Annotated in this window: 21 protein-coding genes; 4 read left to right on the forward strand and 17 right to left on the reverse strand. The window is 60.5% G+C overall.

Annotated elements, in window-relative coordinates; genetic code table 11:
* Nucleotides 1–644: 644 nt before the first annotated feature.
* The 9 genes from A9Q02_RS04725 to A9Q02_RS04765 all read right to left on the reverse strand — a co-directional run bounded on the left by A9Q02_RS04725 (nt 645) and on the right by A9Q02_RS04765 (nt 12,605).
* Nucleotides 645–1,112 carry a type II toxin-antitoxin system VapC family toxin gene (locus tag A9Q02_RS04725; protein ID WP_141508709.1) on the reverse strand — a complete coding sequence of 156 codons (468 nt, stop codon included), beginning with the start codon at nt 1,110–1,112 and terminating at the stop codon, nt 645–647.
* Nucleotides 1,109–1,426 carry a hypothetical protein gene (locus A9Q02_RS04730; protein ID WP_097651208.1) on the reverse strand — a complete coding sequence of 106 codons (318 nt, stop codon included), beginning with the start codon at nt 1,424–1,426 and terminating at the stop codon, nt 1,109–1,111. The genes A9Q02_RS04725 and A9Q02_RS04730 overlap by 4 nt, the downstream gene beginning before the upstream one ends.
* Nucleotides 1,423–1,692 (reverse strand): ribonuclease HepT family protein, encoded by a 270-nt coding sequence (locus A9Q02_RS04735; RefSeq protein ID WP_097651209.1) that lies wholly within the window; start codon nt 1,690–1,692, stop codon nt 1,423–1,425. Before A9Q02_RS04735 ends, A9Q02_RS04730 begins: the two co-directional genes overlap by 4 nt.
* Nucleotides 1,689–2,012, reverse strand: coding sequence for a nucleotidyltransferase family protein (locus tag A9Q02_RS04740; RefSeq protein WP_097651210.1), 324 nt, complete (start codon nt 2,010–2,012; stop codon nt 1,689–1,691). The genes A9Q02_RS04735 and A9Q02_RS04740 overlap by 4 nt, the downstream gene beginning before the upstream one ends.
* A 159-nt stretch (nt 2,013–2,171) precedes the next feature.
* Entirely contained in the window at nt 2,172–6,518 is a 4,347-nt protein-coding gene (gene pglX / locus A9Q02_RS04745) for a BREX-1 system adenine-specific DNA-methyltransferase PglX (RefSeq protein ID WP_097651211.1), read from the reverse strand.
* Nucleotides 6,519–6,665: 147 nt separating this feature from the next.
* Nucleotides 6,666–10,280 carry a BREX system P-loop protein BrxC gene (gene brxC / locus A9Q02_RS04750; RefSeq protein ID WP_097651212.1) on the reverse strand — a complete coding sequence of 1,205 codons (3,615 nt, stop codon included), beginning with the start codon at nt 10,278–10,280 and terminating at the stop codon, nt 6,666–6,668.
* A gap of 39 nt (nt 10,281–10,319) precedes the next feature.
* A complete protein-coding gene (locus tag A9Q02_RS04755) occupies nt 10,320–10,901 on the reverse strand; it encodes a hypothetical protein (RefSeq protein WP_097651213.1) in 582 nt (193 codons plus the stop codon).
* Nucleotides 10,885–11,628: a BrxA family protein gene (locus A9Q02_RS04760; protein WP_172450639.1), complete on the reverse strand. Its 744-nt coding sequence runs from the start codon at nt 11,626–11,628 to the stop codon at nt 10,885–10,887. The genes A9Q02_RS04755 and A9Q02_RS04760 overlap by 17 nt, the downstream gene beginning before the upstream one ends.
* A gap of 299 nt (nt 11,629–11,927) precedes the next feature.
* Nucleotides 11,928–12,605 (reverse strand): plasmid pRiA4b ORF-3 family protein, encoded by a 678-nt coding sequence (locus A9Q02_RS04765; RefSeq protein ID WP_097651215.1) that lies wholly within the window; start codon nt 12,603–12,605, stop codon nt 11,928–11,930.
* Nucleotides 12,606–12,973: 368 nt separating this feature from the next.
* Between A9Q02_RS04765 and A9Q02_RS04770 the strand changes: the two genes are divergently transcribed.
* Nucleotides 12,974–13,219 (forward strand): hypothetical protein, encoded by a 246-nt coding sequence (locus A9Q02_RS04770; protein ID WP_141508712.1) that lies wholly within the window; start codon nt 12,974–12,976, stop codon nt 13,217–13,219.
* Between the two features lie 104 nt (nt 13,220–13,323).
* On the opposite strand, the gene A9Q02_RS04775 is transcribed toward A9Q02_RS04770, so the two are convergent.
* The 6 genes from A9Q02_RS04775 to A9Q02_RS04800 all read right to left on the reverse strand — a co-directional run bounded on the left by A9Q02_RS04775 (nt 13,324) and on the right by A9Q02_RS04800 (nt 17,608).
* On the reverse strand, nt 13,324–13,956 hold the full coding sequence (locus tag A9Q02_RS04775; protein WP_141508714.1) for a hypothetical protein: 633 nt from the start codon (nt 13,954–13,956) through the stop codon (nt 13,324–13,326).
* A 201-nt stretch (nt 13,957–14,157) separates the two neighbouring features.
* Nucleotides 14,158–14,514, reverse strand: coding sequence for a hypothetical protein (locus A9Q02_RS04780; RefSeq protein ID WP_097651218.1), 357 nt, complete (start codon nt 14,512–14,514; stop codon nt 14,158–14,160).
* 146 nt (nt 14,515–14,660) lie between these two features.
* Nucleotides 14,661–16,523 (reverse strand): TRC40/GET3/ArsA family transport-energizing ATPase, encoded by a 1,863-nt coding sequence (locus A9Q02_RS04785; protein WP_097651219.1) that lies wholly within the window; start codon nt 16,521–16,523, stop codon nt 14,661–14,663.
* Nucleotides 16,520–16,879: an arsenite efflux transporter metallochaperone ArsD gene (gene arsD / locus A9Q02_RS04790; protein ID WP_097651220.1), complete on the reverse strand. Its 360-nt coding sequence runs from the start codon at nt 16,877–16,879 to the stop codon at nt 16,520–16,522. The genes A9Q02_RS04785 and arsD overlap by 4 nt, the downstream gene beginning before the upstream one ends.
* Nucleotides 16,876–17,211, reverse strand: a complete 336-nt coding sequence (locus A9Q02_RS04795; protein WP_097651221.1) for a PIG-L deacetylase family protein — start codon at nt 17,209–17,211, stop codon at nt 16,876–16,878. Before A9Q02_RS04795 ends, arsD begins: the two co-directional genes overlap by 4 nt.
* A 13-nt stretch (nt 17,212–17,224) precedes the next feature.
* Nucleotides 17,225–17,608, reverse strand: a complete 384-nt coding sequence (locus tag A9Q02_RS04800; RefSeq protein ID WP_097651222.1) for an ArsR/SmtB family transcription factor — start codon at nt 17,606–17,608, stop codon at nt 17,225–17,227.
* Nucleotides 17,609–17,708: 100 nt separating this feature from the next.
* Here A9Q02_RS04800 and A9Q02_RS04805 point away from each other — a divergent pair, with 100 nt between their 5' ends.
* The 3 genes from A9Q02_RS04805 to A9Q02_RS04815 all read left to right on the forward strand — a co-directional run bounded on the left by A9Q02_RS04805 (nt 17,709) and on the right by A9Q02_RS04815 (nt 20,267).
* Nucleotides 17,709–18,467, forward strand: a complete 759-nt coding sequence (locus A9Q02_RS04805) for a branched-chain amino acid ABC transporter permease (protein ID WP_097651223.1) — start codon at nt 17,709–17,711, stop codon at nt 18,465–18,467.
* A gap of 142 nt (nt 18,468–18,609) precedes the next feature.
* Entirely contained in the window at nt 18,610–19,479 is an 870-nt protein-coding gene (locus A9Q02_RS04810; protein ID WP_097651224.1) for an ABC transporter ATP-binding protein, read from the forward strand.
* Complete coding sequence (locus tag A9Q02_RS04815; protein WP_097651225.1) at nt 19,476–20,267, forward strand: ABC transporter ATP-binding protein; 792 nt, start codon at nt 19,476–19,478, stop codon at nt 20,265–20,267. The genes A9Q02_RS04810 and A9Q02_RS04815 overlap by 4 nt, the downstream gene beginning before the upstream one ends.
* 26 nt (nt 20,268–20,293) lie before the next feature.
* Here the strand turns inward: A9Q02_RS04815 and A9Q02_RS04820 are convergent, their stop codons facing one another.
* Both A9Q02_RS04820 and A9Q02_RS04825 read right to left on the reverse strand, forming a co-directional pair.
* Nucleotides 20,294–20,728, reverse strand: coding sequence for a thioredoxin family protein (locus A9Q02_RS04820; RefSeq protein ID WP_097651226.1), 435 nt, complete (start codon nt 20,726–20,728; stop codon nt 20,294–20,296).
* A gap of 3 nt (nt 20,729–20,731) precedes the next feature.
* Entirely contained in the window at nt 20,732–21,187 is a 456-nt protein-coding gene (locus A9Q02_RS04825) for a DUF4395 domain-containing protein (protein ID WP_097651227.1), read from the reverse strand.
* Nucleotides 21,188–21,321: the final 134 nt, after the last annotated feature.

Raw genomic sequence — 21,321 nt, forward strand, 5'->3', positions numbered from 1 at the left:
TGGCGACGAGGTGGCGTTTGAGGGTGAGGCAATCAGCTTCGATCTGTGGTAAGAGGAGAGGAATATTTTCCGGGAATGGAACGCGTGCAACGTAACTTTCTGTAAGCTGAATCTTTGCACTAATTGAGCGAATTACAGAGCTTGCAAAGCGAGCGTTAAGAACTGCCGCAGTGCCGAGTAGAGGCGAAAAAACAGCTGAAGCTAGGTGAGAGAAAAAACCTTCTATTTCTAGTCTGCGTAATCCCAGGCTTCCTCGCGCCATATAGCTATAAGTCCAGCCGCTACTGAAATAATGATATTCGTTACGAATTGCTGACCCCGGGTGAAGTTTAATAAGGATACCGTGATACTTCCAATTCACAACCCAAAACTGATGACCAAACCATTTTCCGTATCCCCCACCTTTCTCGAATGGCACCCAACGAGATGTATCAAACGTCTCCCATTGAAACCGCACAAATCGACTATCATCGGCTGTAGCCAGTCCCTGGCACACATCAGCAACATCTCCAAGCAATCGACCTGTTAGCAACTCAAAAAACTTCGGCCTGAGCCAATACACCACCGGACTCTCCGGGATCGCCAGGAAATCGCTCTGTTTAGGCGTTGAGACGGCGGGGTGGTTCATGGTTGGTGGTCGCTCCTCAGGGGTGCAGGTTCGGGTTCTCGGCGGCAAGGCCCTCAGCGCGAGCGGCGGCGAGCAGATCATCGTCGGCGGCGACGAATGTCAGGGGGGAAAAGCCAGCAGCCAGGGCAGTCGTATGCATATCCAGCGCTGTCGCAAGCTGCACGGCGTCATAGCCGCGCAGCCGGTGAGTCTGTGTGAGCCGCACGGCCTGATCGATAATGAGATTGCTCAGTGACGAGATCACATATTCTGCATCAAAATGATACAGCAACAGCCCTACCAACGCATCTCGCTCATCGCGTGAGATGCCGCGTACGGTTCGATGCCGCGCTGCGATTGCCGCAGATACCTCGACGCGTGTGATATCGGCAACCACGATTGAATTTCCAGCGGCAGGGTCAGTCAGTGATCCGATCCAGGCACTGCCGATCTCGGTCAGATACCGTTTCACAAGGGCACTTGAGTCGAGGAAGAACAGCATCATTCTTTGGGTCCGCGCATTTCAAGGACAACCTCGCTCAGGGGCTTGCCCTCGGCGCGGTCGAGAATCGTGCGGGCCTCCTCCAGAGTAAGCGTCGATTGGGCCGCACGCTGCTTTTCCTCCGGGCTGAGTTCGCCCAACCTGCCGGATGCCCGTAGAACTTCTCGTAGCCGCTCGCGCTCGCTCATCAGTGTACTCGCCGATTTCTCTGTCAGCCATTCCTGAGCGACCGCTTCGATTGCCACCTGCTTCTGCTCGGCTACGGAGCGCAGCCGTTCATAGACCTTCGCTGGTAGATCAAGCGTAAGAGTTGTCATGGCAGGGTGTCTCCTTTCGTGCCGTCATTGTAGCATGCTGCCTCCCGCAATACCTTCGCCTTTTCTTGCGGACTCTTCAACCCGACCAGGCGGAAGGCGACGATCCGGTGCGTGGATGTCGGGCGGGCGTTGCCCAACATGGCGTGCTGGACCTGTTGCTGCGCGGCAAAGGCGGCGAAATCCAGGCCGGCGCTGTACTGCTCGATGGCCTCGATAGCTGCGAGCATATCGCGGAGCCGCACGATATCACTGCGTGGGCTACTCATATGATGATCACCTCAGCCAGGATGCGCTCACCGATCCCCGGTTTGAGGTCGGGCCGATGCACCAGATCGACCGGCACCCGAAGCAACTCAGACAGCCGTTCCTGTAACTCAACATACGTAAACAGCCCGGGCATCTGCTCGAACTCAACAAGCACATCCAGATCGCTGTTCGGTTTTTGTTCCTGCCGCGCATAGGAGCCGAACAGCCCGAGTGATCGAATATGGTAGCGCCGCGCCAACTCGGGCAAATGCTGGCGCAAAATCTCGAGTAGTGAAGAAAGCTCACCAGGCGCGCTTGCCTGCGCAGAAACGTTGCTCATGCCTACACCTCCTGGCTCTCTAGTATAGCAGCCCGCGCTGCCTCGCGCAGCACACGCGCCTTTTCTTGCAGGGCTGATGCAATGTCATTTCGATCGTCCGCAGATGACGCAGATTACGCAGATGCGGAAGCGGTAATCTGCGTCATCTGCGGACTTTATCTAACCCTCCTGAGACGTTGCATCAGCCCTGGCTACGCCCTGCCCACCGCGCTCCACGACGGCCCGACGCTTTTCTGCGAGCTTCGCCTGCTCAGCTTCGCGCTGTGGGGCCAGCACCGTCCACTGCGGGCTTTCGGGGATGTCGTCGGGCATCCAGCCGCAGCGCGGCAGTTTGCCCTGGCGCACCCAACGCCGCTCGTCCGAGCGCCAGCGCGCCCGGTCGGCAAGCGCCTTTTTGGCGTCGGCAGCTTTGAGTACATCAGCAACCAGGAGGCCGGCCTGCTGGATGGGGGCGATATTGACCCGCACGCCGTCGTTGAGGTCAACGCGCCAGCTCTGTTCCTGGCGCAGCAGATCCGCGTGGTCGGGCAAGGCGATCAGTCCGTCGCTGCTCCAGCGATCAAGCGGTTCGTCGGCCAGGCTCTTTTCCAGTTCGGGGGTGGCAAAGCCCTGCTCGGCCACGCTCTGCAGGCGACGGTTGAACTCTTCCAACTCCTGGATACGCGCCTGCGCCTGGGCACCCTCGGTCTCCTGGTTGCTGCGGCGGGCGGCATCGAGGCGCTGGCGCTCGGCGCGCAAGAATGGCTCGACATATTGGGTGCGGATACGCGCCAAAAGATCGCTGCTACAGGCATGATAATAGACCAGGCACTCGAAGGCGGGTTGGGTGCGTCGGGCGGATCGCGCTCCGCCACTACCGCCCTTGCCGCGCCCTTTGCCGCCCGTGGCGGTGGTCGGGTCGCTGGCGAGGTGCCAGGCGATCGGGCGGTATTTGAACTGGCGCATGTGCCGTTTGAAGAATTCGCGCCGGAGCCATTCCTCTAGGCTCAGTCCGGTCAGTTCGGCCAGCAGCGCCTCGGCCTGCTGTGCGCCGGTTGCGCCATCTTCTGCGCGTAAACGCAGGCGCAAGCGTTCGGCAAGCGTTGACTGGCCGACGCCAGCGGTGAGCGGGATGATGCCATCTTCATCGGCCCAGGGCGGCAACGGCTCCCCCGCTTCGATCTGCTTCGGCCAGCGGTGGCCGAGCAGCCGCAGGATCAGCACCGACAAGCGATCTTCGAGCAGGCGCTGTTCTTCGGGTTTGCAGCGTGTACCCTCGGCACGTAGCTGCTCGAGCAGCCAGTAGACCGCGATCGGGTGGAGTTTGAGCTTGACCGACAGTTCCTCCAGGAAGGTTTCGGTGGGGATCGGGATGTGTGCGCCCGAAACAGCCACATCCTCATCGCCCTCGCCACCTTCTGCTGCCTCGGTCACTTGCTCGCTCTCTTTGACGCCCGGCCCGGCCTCGTACAACCCGCGCAGCCGCTGCTTGATGCGCTGCAATTCCGCCGCCGATGGCACAATGCGTTCGTGGACGGCAAGGTAGTCGAGCACTTCGGGTGGCAGCGGTGGCAAGTCGAGATCGGCGGGCAGATCGGGCAGGGTATCGTAGCCGGTGATCAGCGGGTGGAAGCCAGCAGGATAGCCCACCTCGTTATACATGGTAAGTTCGTCTTCAATTTGTAGACCAAAAGCTCTATTTACTCCATCTTCGAGGAATTTCTCAGCAGTTAGCAACATTGCTATCAATATAGATTTGGTCTTACAACTGCCTTCGCCAGCATACCAATAGAATATAAGTTCATATTTGCAAAGGGTTTCCTTAATTTGGAAGCAAAACTTGGATGTGCTATATAAGTTGAGAACTGAGTGTACTGGTGGTACCGGAAGCCTACGAACATAATTCTCAGTGAAATGGAAATTTGGAGTAAGAAAACGAAGAAAGTACGTGAACACCCTTGAATTCAGAACACCTCCCAATAAGAAGGTTGCCCATTCTCTGCTTATCGGTCTTACAATTGGGCCCATATGTCCATAGAGCTCATCTTTGTATAGACGGCGCAATCCAAAAGAGCTCATTCCGACTTCACTAAACGTGAGGCCATCTGTAAAGTAAAATTCCGGACTGGCAACAACAGATGTGGGATAGTTTTTAATCCTTGCTCCTCCATGATCCCACCTGCTAACAGACGATAGAAAGCCACTCCATTTGGAATAACCTCCTCCTTTATGATACGGAAGCCATCCGCTACCACCAGGAGCTTCCCAAAAAAATACAACAAATTGATCATTTCTACCAGTCATGAAACCTTTTCTAACTTCAGCAATAGATCGCACTGTAGCTGCAGATCTGAGAAGTGCTGCAAACCTTTGAGATATCCAGTACACTAGAGGACTTTCTGGAATATTCAAGAAGTCATTTTGTTTGAACTCACTTATACCAATATCTTTGCTCGCATCCAATAATGCCAAAGCTTTCTCTGTATGGCTATTTATGCTTACGAGTCTCACTGTCAATAAATGATGATTCGCTGTAGCATATCGGTTTACGAAGGTGAATAAGACTGTGTTTACCACCTCTCCGCTGATCTCTTCAAATGCATGTGAGCCAAGATGCACTAAACATTCGATCCCGGTGGATTTAAGAAGACCTGTGAAATGCTTTTCATTCTTTGATAATACTGTTTCTTGATATTGGCCACGGAGCTCAACATAGCTCTTCATAAACATCCACGACTGTTGTGTTACCATCGCAACACGCCCGTTAAGGCGACACAGCTCCAGACATCGCATTATGAACGCTGCATACAGGTCACGTTTCCCGGCTTTATAGTGCTGCTCGACATATTTCTTGAGCGGCGTTTCCATATTCTTGCTACCCATATACGGCGGGTTCGTCACCACCACCGCATACGTGCGGTCGAGCAGTTGCAGCAGGCGCACGCCACCCTCGGCCTCGCGCCCAAACAGCCGTGCGGCCACGTCGTCATCACCGGCTTCGGCGGCAAAGCTGTGCGCCACGCGGTCGAGCAGTTGTTTCTTGAGTTCGGATGGGTCGCTGTTCGCCAGCGCGGTGACGGTTCGGCGCAGGGTGGCATCGTCGGCGTCAAAATCCATCTGGATGGTGTGCGGCTGCTGGAGCGCCTTGATCGCCGCATCGACATGCTCAGCCGGGCGCAACAGGCTGCCCAGGATGTCGGCCTGTTCCAGCGCGGCGAACACCCCTTCCAGGAGCGGTTTGAGCACCCGGTCACCAGGGTGGCGGCGCAGATGGCGCTGTAACGCACCAGTGCTCAGGCCAGTCGGGGTGCTGGCAATATTCAGGGTGGGCGGGCGGTAAACAATCGTTGATAGCCGCTGGCCGATCCTCTTTTTGCTCTCGGCGCGCACAAACTCCCATGCGCGTAGGTAGAGCGTGAGTGCCGCCAACTGCGCCGCACGCGGGTCCAGGTCGATCCCATGCAGATGCCGCTCCAGGATGCGGTCGGCAATGGCGGTTGCGCTCATGTCGGGGTAACGCTCGCGGTACATTGCCGCAAACATGTCGAACGCCTCGCGCAGGAAGTGACCACTGCCACAGCATGGATCGATCAGGTCAAGCGATTCCAGCGGGCGCGGGTGCGCGGGTGGCTCCTGGCCCTCGGGCCGATTACCGATAAAGTAGGCCCAGGTCGCAGGCAACTGCGCATCCGGATAGGCCTCGTGGTAGGAGCGGCCCAGGCTGTTCTGCAAGAGCCACTGCACCATATAGGGTTCCGTGAACAACTGGGTCGCAGCGGCGATCTCGCTGCGGGTCGCGGCCTTGCCACCACTCCCCAACTTGACATAAACGCGTGCCTTGGCGGCTTCCTGGTAGAACTGGTAGCACCACCCGATCGCATCCGGGTCGGCAAAGGCCGCATCGGCCTCCTCGATAGTGTAGCCCTGCGGCGCGCCGCCAACCAGCGCCACACAGCGCAGCAGCGCCGCCACCGAAGGCCGCAGGGCCGCCGCTGGATCGCGGGGGTCGAACAGGCCCGGCAAGGCCGCCGCCTGGGCAAGGCAGGCATCATCGATCACCGCCCACCAGCCGCCGTCGGCCCCGCTCGTGCGGGCGGGAGCTTCGTGGCGCAACGCATACAGCGCCTCTGAAAGCCGGTCATACTCCGGGTTAGCGCGCAGCGTCTCATCGATCAGGCCGCGCGTCTCCATCGCCCGCAGCGCCAGCAGCCGGTTGATCCAGGTATAGGCCGCCCGCTCGACCACCTCGGCGCGCGCCAGTTTGCGCTTCTGCTCGGCCTCGCTGCCCTTGCTGCCATTCACCGCGGCCTCAATGAACGCCTCGGCGGCAAGCCGCGCCGGCATCGAGGCAGGGTCACGCACGACATCATACGGCGCAAGGCGGCCATCCTCAGCAACCCCCAATCGCTCCAGTTCGCGATCCAGGTCACCGCGCTGCCATGCGCCCGCGCTATCGGTAGAACCGGCGAGTATGGCGCGCAGCGACGAAACCAGTGGGCGGAGCAGATCTTTCTGGCGCTTGAGCATGGTGATTATTCTCCCTGTGGCTGCACCGCAGGTAATTGCCGAAAGGCGCGGATGAGTGTCTCAAAGGTAGTGGAGGAGAGTGTCATGGGATGTGTATGCCTACATTTTTGAATGCTTATCTGCGTGATGTGGCGCGTGCTATCACCATCACTCTAACACAACAATCTGCTGTTTCTCAATGACAGCTAACCATTGCTCACGAAGCTCTGCCAGCACCTGCTCAACATCGGCTGGTGTGCTCAGTCTGCGTCCACCCACGTGATCGCTGAGCGCCATGTGTACCTCACCGGTCGGCGGTTTCACTGGTGCATAGCGTTCACGGAGTTCTGCAATCTGCTGCTGCAACTCAAAGGTCACATTGTTGAGTGCGGTGAGTGCGCCACGAGCCTCGCTCAAGTTCAGCTCGGCGGTAGTGAGGCGCGTTTGGAGGGGCGCGTAGATCTGCTGCAAGGCATGCAGCTCCTGATCAACCTGCTCCGCTGGCACACCGGCACGACGCACCCGATCGGGCAGCGTCTGCTCCAGTTCGCTCAGGGCTACCTGGGCTTGCTGCCGCCATGCCGCCGCCTGATTGGTGAGCGCCTGGCGTGCCGCCTGGTAAGCACGGTTGATCTCATTCCAGCGTGCGGAATCAGTAATGCTGCGCTCTTGGGTCACCACCCGCCAGTCACTTAGGAAGCGATTGACCTCGGTCAGGCCGATTTCGGCATTGACCATACTGGTGTAGAAGTCGCGGATATTGGCAAATTCGCTCCCATGGTCACGCTGGTACTCGCTCAGTTGATGCAGCAGATTATGGTAGCTGGCCAGCGTCTCAGCCTGTTCGCGAAAGCGCGGCAGCCGGGCCTGTGGTGCGGCGGTGTTGAGCAGTTCGGCAATCAGGCTGCGGCCCGACTCGAAGGTCGGTGGCAGCGGGCAGCGTGCGGTCGCGGCCCAGCGCTGTACGTCTGCGGCTTGCTGATCACTCAGTTGGAGCTTCTCACCCAGGGCGGTGTTCAGGCTGGCTTGCACCAGCGCTGGTCGAGCGCCAAACAGCGCTTCAAGATAGCCGCGAATCTCGCGCAACTCCTCCATCGTCAGATCGGAGCGCACACCCTGGACGCGCAAACTGCGGAAGCGGGTCTCTTTGGTCAGCACCTGGACCACCTCGGGATCAGCGGGATCGCTGAGCGTGCGACTGTTATCAATCAAGCGACAGGCCGATGCACGGATCAGCAGAGCCAACCCGACCTTGACCGCATTGGGATCCCAGCCAAAGGGTGGCCGCTCCAGATCGCTGCGGAGCGCCTCGGCCTGGACGAACTGCTGATACTGATCGTCTACCGGTAGCCGGGAGCGCAGCGCACTCAGCAGCGGATGGGCATCGTTGAGGGTACCATCGCTGCGATACACCCCCAGTTCGCGCAGATCGGCATTGGATGGGTTATTGGCCAGTGCCGCCTTGACCGCCGTTTCCTCATTCGTAATCCGATAGGGCATATCGCTGAAGCGCGCATAGATCTGCGGCAGGATCTCAGCCAGGGTGTTGCGAATGGCGCTACTCGCGCTGTCACCCGCAATTGGATCGTAGCTGGTGCCACGGAAGAATAGCCGTGCCCCGCGCACCGCCTGGGCGAGCAAGCGGCGCACCTCGGCCCGATGGCTGGCCAGATCAACCTGTCGCGCCTGACGGGCCACATCCTTCTCGGTCTCATTCGACGTGGTTGCGGACAGCAACTCCTGTGAGACCTGCTCGGTCGCCAGCGCCAGGGCCAGCATGGAGCGCAAGCCCTGGACATCATCGAGGCGGATCAGAATGGCATGCGGGCTCTCATTCGAGCGCTGCTTCATAGCGGTGTCATTGCTCAGTTGCGTATCGATCGCCCGCTGGAATGGACTAGAGATCTTCAGGGTGACATGGGCGGTGGCATTCCGAACCACACGGTTGTCGATCTCCAGTTTGAGCGTCAGTTCCCGTCCTTCGATCGGCACCCGATCAAAGCGCAAGGCCTCCTCGCTATCATAGCTCTTGAGCGCTTCGATCAGTTCGTGAGTCTCAATCTGGATGCGCTCCTGTTTATCGCGTACCTTATCCTGAAAGCTGCGCTGCTGGGTATTCAGGAACACATACAGCTCGCCAACGCGCTTGGCATAGCGCGCCTCAACCAGCCGATCCAGTTCGACCCTGGCCCATGATCGCACGCTGGTCAGATCGGTATCAATGCTATCAGCCAGCGCCCGCGCAACATGGTCCAGGGTCGTGGGAATATACTCCGCCTCGCCCAGCAGATAGAGCGCCTTGGCCACCCGTGGCGTGCGCTCGGTCGCGCCCGGTACGCTCTCGCGAATGCGATTCAGATCCGTTTTGGTTTCGATGGGTGCATCGGTGGCCAGTTGATCATACAGATCGGCCAGGCAGAGCAACCGACCGATTGATCCCTCTAACAGGCCGGGGGTCTCAATAATCGCACCCTGCACGACACCGATCATGGTGCGGTTTGAGCCCGTCAGTGCCTCATCGCGCCCAGCTGCCTGAGCAATGCCTTTGACCACATCCGGGATGACCGTCACCGTCCAGGGCATATACGGATAGAACAGCGCAAATTGCTCGGCATTCGGCGCAGGATATTGGCGCTGGCCCTGAATCGTGCCCATATCGGTCAGATCGCCGCTGCGATCCTGAAAGCGTTGCTCAAGCAGCGTGCGCGCCTGCTGGGTCTTGAGCAACAAGCGTTGCTCGACCACCAGGCTGATGTCTTCATTGCTGAGCTTGCATTTGCTGGCGAAGCGCTGGTTGATCTTGGCGTACTCCTCCTGTTGGAGACTCGATTGGAGCGCCTGGACATCGCCGTGGGCGGTCACGGCAATCCAGATCCGGCCAGCACCCGTCGCGGCGGCGGTCTCGATCAGCGCCTGCACCTGCTGGGCACGCTCGGTGCGCTGGCCACCGGCGATCCACTGGCCTAACTCATCAAGCTGAATAAAGAGTTTGTGGCGACGGCCACCGCCATCGCGAACCTCACACCAGCGCCGGAAGCGAGCAATCAGATCGGTGGGGGTGATACCACGCTGCGCGACCATCGTCACGGCGCGTTCAACGGAAGCCGGGCCATCACGGAAGTTCTCGGGCAGGAGGGTGGCAGCAACCTGGTAGAGCCCTTCAAGATAGAACTCGGGATCGGCGCGCACTTCTTCCCAGCTTGTGCCAGTCTGCTGGGCCACCTGCGCCCGAAAATCGCTGGTCAGGCTGCGCTCATCGATCTGGTATTCAATGGCCCAGGCCAACGGCCAGTTCTGGGTGTAGCCTCGGTCGTTGGCAAACAGCTTGAAGGTAATCAGGGCTAACGTGTCATCCCGCGAGGCCACCAGCGCGTGCAGGTTGCCACCCACCACCGTGGTGGTCAGTTTGCGCTTCAGGATGGTCAGGTAGCGACTCAGTGCCGCCCGGTCGGGACTTATCGAGGGTAAACGGGTCAAGAAGATTTCGTGGATGGGCTGATCGTTGAGATCCTGGCCTTCGAGCAGCGTCCCGATCACTTTGACCAGCAGGGATTTGCCGGATCCAAAGAAGCCGCTGATCCACATACCAATGCCCTGCTCATCCACACGATCGGCCGACTCGGCGTAGACATCCAGGAAGCTCCGCAGATAGCGCTCCCACTGAGGGGTCACCACCAGATTGCGGATCTCATCCAGAAGAACGGTTGGTCGCCGATCAACAACCTTGACGACCGGTTCAATCCGCTCCTGAATCGTGGTTGCAAAGGTATCACGAATGCGCATAAACTATCCCTCTAAACGGCATGACAAACGAGATCGATCTTACACCTCTTCGCCACGATAGAAACTCTGCCGAAGCCGCTCTTGCCCAAGAAACAGGTAGGTGCGACTCGATTGCGCCGGGCGAACACCCGGAACCAGCAACACAATCGGGATAACCTTGTTGGTTCGCGGATCGCGAGGCTCCTGCTCCGCCAGCGCCTCCATCATACTGGTCGGCGTCCCAAGGGGATGCAGCGCTGCCAAACCCCGTAACACGATGACCGGGCGGCCGCTCTGCTCAGGCTGCAGCGTGGTGGTGATCGCATCAGCCACTCGGCGTGCCCAGAGCCGCATGATCGAGTCCGCCGCACCGGCTCCTTTGACCGGATCAGCCAGGAGTTGTTCACGGCGCGCCTCCTGACCGGCGGTGCTCTGCAACACAATGGACAGGACATCCAGGTGGCAGAACGTCAGCGATGCTTCGTTGCGCAACTCCTCATCAACCAGTCGCCGCACCGTGCGCTCCTGCTCGGGTGGATAGACAAAGTAGACGTACGGTCGACCATGGCTATGTCCGATTCCATCGTAGGCCTGTTGCAGGCGCTGTTTGAGGAACAGCATTCGATCAGCGAGATCGCTCATGGAGCACCTCCTCATCGAGTATGGCACGAACGATCTTCTGGGCACGCGCAGCATCCCATAACCAGATCTGCCAATCGGGATGGCGGGCCAGATCAGCGTTGGCAATCCCTTCGGCACGCAGCAACCGGATCAAGTGTTCGGCAGCAGATAACGGGACGAGTGGCTCAATAATCCGCTTCGATGCGCGTCCGATCAGCAGGCCATAGTCACGCAGAATCGAGAGTACATTTCCCGCGAGCTTTTCTCGAGTCGAGTGGCTCCAACTCAACAGTTCAGCGTGCTCGGACTCGCGTTGATCGAGGAAGCGCTGCACATCTGCGCGTACCAGCACATGGTCACCCTGCTGCCAGCGTGGCACAAGCTCGTGTTGGATGAACTCATACATGAGGGTATCCTGGCGCGCCGTATGGAGCAGCAAGACCGATGGCAGTGCGGCCTCTCGGCTAGTGGCCGCAAATCCCACTAGGTCGTCCAGCACCCATGCGGGAGGCGACCAGCGCGTCAGGCGGCGTTGGATAACTTCAACAATCGTGACCCGAGTCGCACGCGCACGCTGCGGAAGCTCACCGTCAACGAGCGCCCGTCGCGCAGCAGCGAGGCTCTGGAGACGCTGATAGGTCAAGAGAAATTGCCGGGTCTCATCGAGCAGACCCGCCTTTGACGCATTTGTAGGGAGATAGTCGCCGGAAACACGCCAGCGCACCAACGGCTCGATGCTCGTCGTCACGGTACTCTCAATAGGTTATTCCAAGTGATCTACATATACGCCAGTATAGCATGCTCAGGTTCGGCATTTCCAGCATGCAATCGTAACGATTCCGCAAGCGGAACTCATATGGACTTCTACCGTTCATATACCCCGCCAGACCTTCGGATTTCGTCCATACGCCCGCACCATTGGCGTCAACGCCTCAGCTACAGCATACGAAACTGGCCTGCCCTGTCTGGATCAGGCCGCGAAGGCGATCTGTGCGAGCCAGCAGCCGAACCGTTCACGGCGATGACCGTAGATGCCATCGCTCTCCCCTACTCCCCAAACGGGTCATCCCCTGCGTCAGCATTGCCATACCAACTGTAGGCCAACCGCCGGGCCGGGTCGCTGAAACGCACCGCGGCGGGGTCGAAGCGGGCCGGGTCATACCCCTGCGGCAGCCAGGTGCGGAGATCTTCGTCCAACGTGTCATCGGCGAGGTCACGGAGGATCTCCGCAAAGCGATACATGCCTCCACAATCCTCGGGTGGGCAGGCCCGCGCACCCCCAACGCAGCGCGGATACCTGGCGGTGAAATCACGGCGAAGCACGTCGACCAGCCGGACGGTGTGCTGCCAGTTGTCGCCGAAGTCGTACTCATACCGGGCCGTGTCGTTGCGGAGGGTGAACATCGACGCAACCTGAGACGCCCAACTCGGCGGGTCGTCGCAATCTTGGCTCAGGTTGTGGATACCGAAGACCCGTTCCTGCTTCGTGCGTGGATGGGGGATGGTGAAACGGTGCAAATGATAGTCGAGCCAGCCCATCGCATCCTGAATCGCGACGTGCAGATCCCAAAAGGTAGCGTCGCCGGGCACCTCAATTTCACGCCAGATCAGCGGCTCCGATCGCTGAAGCTCAAGGCGAAAGCGGAGCACCAGCGCCTGGGTCGGCATCAGCAGTTCGCGCCCGCCACGCTGCAGTTTCGAGCGTCCATCGGTGGTCGTCATCATTGCTCCTGTCGTTTGGGAACACGCAGATTATGCTGTTGCCACCCATGATACCTCATGCCCACGCCAACCGCCGCAGCGAGGGCAGCGTTCCAGCAGTCCACCGTGCTCCCAGGCCCCACAACTCCCTCCAGTGTTCCAGCGAACTGGCCTCGTCGCCGAGCCATCCTACCGTGCAACGAAGCTCACGCGAAGGCGCGAAGGCGCGAAGGCGCGAAGGGTTCGCGCACCTCCGCGAAAACCTTTGCGCCTTTGCGTCAAAAGAACCGCCTTCGTTGCAAGGTATTGGAGCATAGACAACACGTAGTTGCCTGAACGATGATTGGTGTGTCGGTACATGTGTGCGTGTGGTATCCTATCGGCAGATGACGATGAACGAAAGGTCTACCCCGATGACGATGTATGTCTTGATTGAACACCACCCTGAAGGTACGATCACGGCCTCGCTGATCGGCTGGCCTGCGATCACCGCCCAGGGTGGCACGGAGGCGGAGGCCTTGCATGCGCTCCGGCGTTCATTTGCTGCGCAGCTTGGTGATGCGAAAATCTTCCCGCTTGAGTTTGAGGAAGCACGACCGTGGCTCCAGACGGCAGGCATGTTTCACGACGATCCTTAGCGTAGCGGCGATCCAGCGCGTTTCAGTGCATCACACAGGGCCAGCGCCAGGCGGCGCTGGCCCTGTGGTGTTTTGTCACTAAAGTACGATCGATATCTCCGGCCTTATAAAGGGGGACGCTGAAATGCTCCACGGACGGCGTTGAGCGCTGGTATCATGTCGTTATCTTCAAGATGACGCTTGCTACTCAAGGTACGATAGGTCACCTCACTGCTTCCGCTATGGAAGCGGCTCAGAATACCATAAGCCCGTTGAAGCATCGTGCGTTGGGTTCCTCGGAGCGCTTTACCCGTCGCGATGAGGGTTGCACCTTGCTTGACGAGACTGCCCAGACTGTCAATTTGCAAGGCTGTCCAGACGAGATTGCGGTGATAACATCCCAACGAGGCACGTGTTTGCGTCTGCATAAAGTGTCGAGGCATCCAGATCGCTCGGCTGCGCGCATGACCATAAAGAACATCACCAGCCTGCACGTCGGCCGTTCCAAGCGGTATGCGAGTCTGCGCCAGGTCGGTCAGTCGGCGATTGTCCGGGGGGCTTTGCCAGCGGGTCAAGGCTTCGAGGGCGCTGTGGATGGCACCGCCTTCAATTGCAGGTAATGTTGTCATCGCACCTGTACCACGAATGATCGTGGCGATACTGAATGGATCAAGAGCCACCCCATGCCCCCGTGCGGTTGCCACCCCAGTGCGGAGTTGGGTCAATCTGCTCAAGGTCATTTCCGCGAGATCAGTCAATGTAGAGCTGCTCAGATTGCCGGATTGTCGAAGGGTAACAATGCTAGCACGTCGCAGCATTGGGGCAAACTGGATAAGCTCAGACAAGTTGAGTTGCTCGGTGCAGCTGAGACTGATGATGCAGGCGACTCCGTGAGGATAACAAAATCCTTCAAGCTCAAGAGTGCCATCGAAACCGGTGATCGCAAGCCCCCACCCGGCTCACGCACCCGGCCAGGCGGCGCAACAACGGGTACGATCTTTCGTGAGTATGGTACGCTTTTTCGTGAGGCAACGAGTCCGCCAAAGTAAGATTCTCTTGTGAGGCAGAACGGGCGGCAAATCTAGTTGACATTCAACAGCCGAAACCGCACCCAAGGTCTGCAGGGCACGCAGGCTCTGGGCGCGCTGCTGGTAGGCGTCGATCGCGCAACGCGCTACCACATCGTCACGAAGATCGTTCGCTGTCTGCTCGAACCGCTGGAAGACCGTCGTTTCACGCAGCGCGGCAGCGAAGGCCTGCGTCGCCGCGTGGACATCCGTGGTCTGCGCCACGGCGTGGGCTTGATCAACACTCACTGGGCGTACTCCTTTAGACAAGGTTCAAACGGACTTGACCGTCTAGCAAGGCTCGTAGGAGGGGCTTCAGCCCCGTATGGGCGTAGTAACGGGGCTGAAGCTCCTCCTACGAACGGTCAAGCTCAAAGGCTCTTTCGGAAACCTTATTATTCGTGCTCATTTGCGGCGACGATGCCCGTGCCGTACAACTGCTCACCCAGATCGCTTAGGAACTCCAGCCCGCGCACTTCCTGGGCCAGCAGCGGGATGGGCAGCACCGGGGCGGCAAAGCGGCTGGGCAGTTCGCTCAGGTAGCGCCCCTGCATCGCCCGCCGGGCCTGTCCAAAGGGCGTCGTGGCGGCGGCTTCCGTCAAGACGTAGTTGGCAACGATCAGCCCCGGCGCAATGCCGAGCGAACTCAGTTCCTCGACCGCCCGCGCCGCCTCAAGGATTGGGGTGGCCTCGGGGTAGAGCACAAACGCGAAGGTACTCTGGCGCGGGTCGCGCATTAGGTCAATCACTCCGCCGAAGCGGGCCTTGGCGACCTCATCGGCCTGCGCTCCATCCACACTCGCAAAGACCTTCACATCGATCTGCTGGCTCCAGTCCATGGGCAGTTCGAGCATGCGCAGGGTGTGGCCAGTTGGGGCCGTATCAAAGACAATGACCTCCCAATCGGCCTGGGCGGCGTACTCAATGAACAGATCGAAGGCCGCGATCTCCTCGGTACACGGCGAGTCCAGCTCCTCTTGCATCACGGCGATTGACTCGGGGCTGCGCCCACGGGCCTGGGCATCCGCGAGAATGCGCGTTTTGTAGGCTTCGCCGGCGGCTTTGGGGTCGATTTTGGTGGCAAACAGGCCCGGTACGCCGGCGACGGGGGCAATCGTATCGCCGACCGGCACGCCCAGAACATCACCCAGGTGTGCCGCCGGGTCGGTGGTCAGCAGCAGGGTCTTGAGGCCCTGATGCGCCAACCAGACGGCGGTCAGGCACGAGGTAACGGTCTTGCCGACGCCGCCCTTGCCCGCAAAGAAGATCGTGCGCCGTCCCTGATCGGGCAGCAGGCGCGGCAGAATCGCGGCGAGATCCGCCTCGAACGCGGGCAGCGTGGCCCCGTCGCTGACCTGGGCCACCAGCGCGGACGCATCACCGTAGAAGAGTAAGCGCCCCACCGCACGCAACCGCGCCATGCCCGTAATCTCGCCCGCCAGCAACGGCATCTGGCGCGTCGGCAGTGGCAACTCGCGGGCGATTTGGGCCAAGTAGCCCTGCTGCATCGTGCGCCGCGCCGCAAAGAGCGGGTTCGCGGCCTCTTCAGCGGGAATGATCGCGTTGACAATCAAGTGCTGGCTGGCAATCCCAAGCTTGCTCAGTTCATCCATGGCCCGCCGGGTCTCTTTGAGCGAGGTGGCTTCGGGTTGGAGCACGAAGGTAAAACTGGTCGCTGCCGGGTCGCGCATGGCGGCAACGGCGTGTTCGTATTTGTGCTTGGCATCCTGGATCGCCGCCGACGGGCCGATGCAGGTCTGCCCGCTGCCCTGATCCGCCGCATCAATCGCCCGGCTCCATTCGACCGGCAGTTCAATCAGGCGCAGGGTGTGACCGGTCGGCGCCGTATCGAAAATCACCACATCGAACTGGCCCTGGGCGTCGTGCGGGGCCACAATAAAGTCGGTGAAGCGATCAAAGGCGGCGACCTCAGCGGTACACGGGCCGCTCATCTGCTCCTCCATCACCGCGACCATAGCTGGCGGAAAGGCGGCGCGAATGGGGGCCAAGGCGCGATCTTTGTACTCCTCGGTCGCCTGGTCGGCGTCAATCTCCATCGCAAAGAGGTTTGGCGCGGCGTGGATGGGCGTAATCGCGTGACCAATCGCCTGCTCAAAGACATCGCTCAGGTTCGAGGCCGGGTCGGTCGTGACGATGAGGGTGCGGAGGCCGGCATCGGCGTGATGAACGGCGGTGGTGCAGGCCATGCTGGTCTTGCCGACGCCGCCCTTGCCCGAAAAGAAATGAAACTGGGTCACGCGGGCACTCCTTCCAGGGCCTTCTCAATCTCAACGACGGTGGGATAGCCCCCGCTCTTGATCACCGTCCCGCGCACCGCCGTAATCGGCAGTGCATCCATGTTATGGGCACGCACTAGGCGCATCACCTCGGCGTTGCCAATGAAAGCCTGCGGCGCACTCGCCATTTGGTAGCGCTCGACGCGCAGCCCACGGGCCTTGAGCGTGACGACCAGTTCATTGGTATCGAGCAGGGTCTGATCAATCGCAGGGCCACACAGCCCCGTCGAGCAGCACATCGGCGGGTCGTAGATCGCCACATCGGCCTGGGCGGTGGGCGCGGGTGGGGTGGTATCGAACAGTGAAATGGAACTCATAAAGCGGACTCCTCTTCTGGGCGATGGCGGCGCAGCAACGCGCACACGCGATGCTGAACCTCGTCCTGGGGTGCATCCGCCAGCGCCCCATCAGCGTAGCCCAGCATGTGCAGCTTGGCGATGCCGAGCACGGCGGCAGCGGCGCGTAACTCGGCCTGGCGGATGGCGACGACCTGGACGGGGTCACCACCCGCAATCCCCTGCTGACCATCGGTGGCCGTTACCAGGGTCAGAACCGCGCCCTGGGCCGCGTAGGCCGCCAGGGTGCCGCCAATCGGGAAACTCTCATCATCGGGATGAGCCAAAATGACCATCAGAGAACGGCGCGTCATTGCGAAACTCCCGCTAGCTTGGGTAGCTACCCATGATCAGCTCGTCGGACACAAACGTCGCCTGCGGGCCGCAACTGGGCTGGCGGGGCAAAATGCGGGCCGGATCAAAGAAGCTGGCAAAGGCAGCGGTGAGCGCCTCCAAGTTCGGGCGATTGATCGCGTAGTAGACCCAGCGCGCATCCCCGCCATCGCGCTCCACCTCGACCAATCCGGCTTTGCGCAGCACGCTCAGGTGGTGCGAGATCAGATTGGGGGCCAGATCCAGATGTGCGCCAAGCTCACAGTTGCACTGCACTCCGGCCATCAGTAGGTTCAGGATCTGCAAACGGCGCGGCTCGGCAAGGACTTTGAGCCAATCGGCGAGTTGGTGGGTGGTGGGCGATTCGGTTGCCGTCATTGGAGCCTCAGGATAATACTTCAACCACGATTGAAGTATATCTGATCGTCAGCGCCAGATCAAGGGCAACGGAGTTACCATCACGCAACCGAACCAGGGCATGCCTCACGCAACCAGGAGCAACCAGACCCGCTGGAGCGCAAGCGGGTACGCTTCGGCCTTGTTGACCCTGCGGCTGGGCTGGCCGGTCGAGCTCGCGATCCTGGCTGCCGGGCTGATCACTGCGGGCCTCGGGGTGCTCTTGGTGTTCCCAGCCTTTCGCCTGCGCGGCCACTACGTCGCCATTGCCACGCTCGGCATGGGCGAGATCGTGACCCTGGTCATTCTCAACTGGGCGGCCCTGACCAACGGCCCGATCGGGCTGCCTGGCGTCCCGCCGCTCAGCCTCTTCGGTGCGGAATTGGGCTCGACCCAAGCGATCTATTGGCTCAGCCTGGGGGTATTGCTGGTTATCCTGCTGCTCCAACTGCGCCTTGACCGCTCGTACCTCGGACGCACCTTCCGCGCCATTCGCGAAGATGAGGTGGCCGCCCAGAGCTACGGGATCAGCCTGAACCGCTATAAGGGGCTGGCCTTCGCCTTCGGCGGCTTCGCGGCGGGGCTGAGTGGGGCGATCACGGCCCATATGTACTCGTACATTAACCACGAGACCTTTGGCAACACGATCTCGATCCTCGGCCTGACCATGGCGATCCTCGGCGGGATGGGCAACGCAGTCGGCGCGGTTCTGGGCGCGGCGGTGCTGATCATCGCCCCTGAGTTGCTACGCTTCCTCGGTGACAGCCGCATGCTCTTCTATGGACTGGCCCTCGTCCTGCTAGTACGCTTCCGCCCCCAGGGCTTGTTGGGGAGCGTGTAAGTGCTGATGCGGATAACCTGATTATCCACTTACTTTTTGGGAAGGTGAGGGAAAGCAGAGCGCTGAAAAATGAAAGCAGAAATTTCTGCTTTTCGCTTTCCCTGGCCCTCCCAAACTCTCGCGAAGGAGTGAGAAGGAAGCCATGCCACTGCTTGAGATTACGGGACTGACGCGCCGCTTTGGGGGTCTGACCGCTGTTGATGCAGTCAGTTTGCACCTGACTGCGGGCGAAACGCTGAGCATTATCGGGCCGAACGGTGCTGGCAAGACAACGCTTTTCAACCTGATCAGCGGCATCGACATACCCGACACTGGCACGGTGTGTCTGGGCGGGCATAGCCTCGGCGGGCTAACCCCAGAGCGCATCGCCGCCCTTGGCCTAGCTCGCACGTTTCAGCACGGGCGGGTCTTCGGCAATCTGAGCGTGCGCGATAATGTACTGATTGGCGCGCATGCACGCCTACGAGCCGCACGCCCTGGCTTGCCGCTGGTTGGTCCACTGGTTGAACTGGCTCTCGCTCTGGTGCGCCCTGCTGCCGTGGCCGCTGAAGAGCAGGCGCTCGCCGACGAGGTAACCGCTATCCTGGGTCGCTTTGGTGAGCGGCTGCTCCCACGGATCGACCAGCCAGCCCATAGCCTCTCCTACGCCAATCGGCGTCGCCTGGAGATCGCCCGTGCCTTGATGTTGCGCCCACGCCTGTTGTTGCTCGACGAGCCGACCGCTGGCATGAACCCGACCGAGACCGCTGAAATGCTCGAGGTCATTCGCGGGCTCAAAGATGACGGGCTGAGCATGCTGCTGATCGAGCATAAGCTTGAGTTGGTCATGGCGCTCTCTGACCGGGTGATGGTGCTCGACGGCGGAGCCGTGATCGCCGAGGGGATGCCGGCAGCGGTGCGCGCCGACCCGCGCGTGATCGAGGCATACCTCGGGCGGCGGCATAGCGCGGAGCGCGAGCCGCCACCGCTGGCAGCACAGCAATTTGCGCATCAATTGGAGGCAACATCATGACTCAGGCACCAACCGCCCGTTCTGGGCAAGCAGCGGAGAACACGGGTGGAGAACACCGTGCTTCCCCCGCTATCCTCGAGTTGCGCGGGATCGCGACCTTCTATGGGCCCGTGCAAGTCCATTTCGGCGTCGATCTGGAGGTACGCACGGGCCAGATCGTCTGTCTGCTCGGCGGCAACGCCAGCGGCAAGAGCACGACGATGAAGGTCATTCTGGGCCTGGTGCGCCCGCAGGCGGGCCAGGTACGCTTCGATGGGCACGAGCTTACAGGCCAGCCAACGCCGCAGATTATCCGGCGCGGCATCGGCTCGGTGCCCGAGGCCCGCCGCATCTTTCCCACCATGAGCGTACGCGAGAACTTGCTGATGGGGGCCTACATCCGCCGCGACCGTGCCGCCGTCGGCGAAGATCTGGAACGTGTGCTGGAGCTATTCCCGCGCCTGGGCGAGCGGCTGGCCCAACGCGGCGGGACGCTTTCGGGTGGCGAGCAGCAGATGCTGGCGATGGCCCGCGCCCTGATGGGCCGCCCACGTCTGATCGTCATGGACGAGCCGACCATGGGCCTCTCGCCGCTCTATGTCGAGAAGGTGCTGGAGCTGATCCAGGTAATCAACCGGCAGGGCGTGACGGTGTTCATGGTCGAGCAGAGTGCCAACCTGGCCCTCCAGATCGCCGACTACGGCTACGTACTCCAGACCGGGCGGATTGCGCTGCACGGCTCCGCCGAGGCGCTCCGCCATAATCCGCAGATCCAGGACGCCTATCTTGGCGGGGCCAGAGCCGTCTGATTGCTCCGTGTGTGGCTGGTACGGTACTAGCCAGCAGATGGAGATAGGTGTGCCGTGCTGACCGCATCGAGTTGGCGCAGCAGCCTGGTTTCGTCGGCAAAACCCTGATTGAGCGCACGCACGGCCCCTTCCGGGTCGAGGATCGCGGTCGCCGGGACGGTCATAATCCCCAGGCGTTCGACGAGCGTCGCGTGGGCGTCCGCTGACAGCGTGGTGATCTGAACCGTCGTGCCAAGCTGCTGGCGTAAGCGCTCGAGCGCTGGCGTTTGGCGGGCGCGACACTCAGCACAGGTTGGCAGGGTAAAAGCCACAATCGCGGGGCACCCTATGGGAACGAGCCCGGCGAAGGGGCGTTGGCTGGCCAGCACAGCGAGTCGCCGTGCCTGGTGCTGGCGCAGCAGCACCCAGATCACACCAAGCACTGCCGTGAGGGCTACGAGGATGAGCAGACGTTCAAGCATCGCCTAGCCCTCGCGCCGCAGCCGGGCCAGTTGGAAATAGACGAAGCAGCCAGCACAGAAACCGAAGAGCAGGTTGACCGCGGCAAGCGCCACGACCAGCAGGGTCAGCGCCCAACCGAGCAGACTCAACCCGGCGAAGAGAGCGAGCGCAGCGACGACGAGCACACTTCCACCCATACCCTGCGCGAAACGGTGCGGGGCAGGCTCTTCGACGTGCAGATCAGGTTTCAACCACCCGGCGGGCTTCAGTATCGCGTGGTAGAGCCGCTGGAATAGGGCCAGCTGCGGGTTGATGGTACCAACAACCATCACGGCGGCGACGAGCGCGACCAGCCAGGTCAGGTTGCCGACAAAGGCGATCAGCAGCAGCGTGATGATCGCGGCTTGGTTGACCTTCAAGGCGGTACGGTCGACACGGGCTACCGTGTCGGCAGGTGAATGGTGAGCAGTGACAGCCATAGGGCTTCCTTCTCATTGGAGTGTGACCAAATGTTTTGTGGGGCTGCGCCCCATGCGCATGAACGTAAGGGCTGCCGCCCTTAAACCCGCTTATATGGTAGTGCTTTTTGCCAGCGAAGCTGGCAAAAAGCACT

Source organism: Candidatus Chloroploca asiatica, assembly GCF_002532075.1.
GTDB classification, from domain to species: domain Bacteria; phylum Chloroflexota; class Chloroflexia; order Chloroflexales; family Chloroflexaceae; genus Chloroploca; species Chloroploca asiatica.

Excerpts from the sequence above, each read along its gene's own strand:
- A9Q02_RS04725 (WP_141508709.1), bottom strand. The coding sequence starts at position 1,112 with ATGATGCTGTTCTTCCTCGACTCAAGTGCCCTTGTGAAACGGTATCTG.
- A9Q02_RS04795 (WP_097651221.1), bottom strand. The coding sequence starts at position 17,211 with ATGACGCGCCGTTCTCTGATGGTCATTTTGGCTCATCCCGATGATGAG.
- A9Q02_RS04800 (WP_097651222.1), bottom strand. The coding sequence starts at position 17,608 with ATGACGGCAACCGAATCGCCCACCACCCACCAACTCGCCGATTGGCTC.
- arsD (WP_097651220.1), bottom strand. The coding sequence starts at position 16,879 with ATGAGTTCCATTTCACTGTTCGATACCACCCCACCCGCGCCCACCGCC.
- pglX (WP_097651211.1), bottom strand. The coding sequence starts at position 6,518 with ATGCTCAAGCGCCAGAAAGATCTGCTCCGCCCACTGGTTTCGTCGCTG.
- A9Q02_RS04770 (WP_141508712.1), top strand. The coding sequence starts at position 12,974 with ATGAACGAAAGGTCTACCCCGATGACGATGTATGTCTTGATTGAACAC.
- A9Q02_RS04815 (WP_097651225.1), top strand. The coding sequence starts at position 19,476 with ATGACTCAGGCACCAACCGCCCGTTCTGGGCAAGCAGCGGAGAACACG.
- A9Q02_RS04740 (WP_097651210.1), bottom strand. The coding sequence starts at position 2,012 with ATGAGCAACGTTTCTGCGCAGGCAAGCGCGCCTGGTGAGCTTTCTTCA.
- A9Q02_RS04805 (WP_097651223.1), top strand. The coding sequence starts at position 17,709 with ATGCCTCACGCAACCAGGAGCAACCAGACCCGCTGGAGCGCAAGCGGG.
- brxC (WP_097651212.1), bottom strand. The coding sequence starts at position 10,280 with ATGCGCATTCGTGATACCTTTGCAACCACGATTCAGGAGCGGATTGAA.
- A9Q02_RS04735 (WP_097651209.1), bottom strand. The coding sequence starts at position 1,692 with ATGAGTAGCCCACGCAGTGATATCGTGCGGCTCCGCGATATGCTCGCA.
- A9Q02_RS04810 (WP_097651224.1), top strand. The coding sequence starts at position 18,610 with ATGCCACTGCTTGAGATTACGGGACTGACGCGCCGCTTTGGGGGTCTG.
- A9Q02_RS04820 (WP_097651226.1), bottom strand. The coding sequence starts at position 20,728 with ATGCTTGAACGTCTGCTCATCCTCGTAGCCCTCACGGCAGTGCTTGGT.
- A9Q02_RS04755 (WP_097651213.1), bottom strand. The coding sequence starts at position 10,901 with ATGAGCGATCTCGCTGATCGAATGCTGTTCCTCAAACAGCGCCTGCAA.
- A9Q02_RS04765 (WP_097651215.1), bottom strand. The coding sequence starts at position 12,605 with ATGATGACGACCACCGATGGACGCTCGAAACTGCAGCGTGGCGGGCGC.
- A9Q02_RS04825 (WP_097651227.1), bottom strand. The coding sequence starts at position 21,187 with ATGGCTGTCACTGCTCACCATTCACCTGCCGACACGGTAGCCCGTGTC.
- A9Q02_RS04730 (WP_097651208.1), bottom strand. The coding sequence starts at position 1,426 with ATGACAACTCTTACGCTTGATCTACCAGCGAAGGTCTATGAACGGCTG.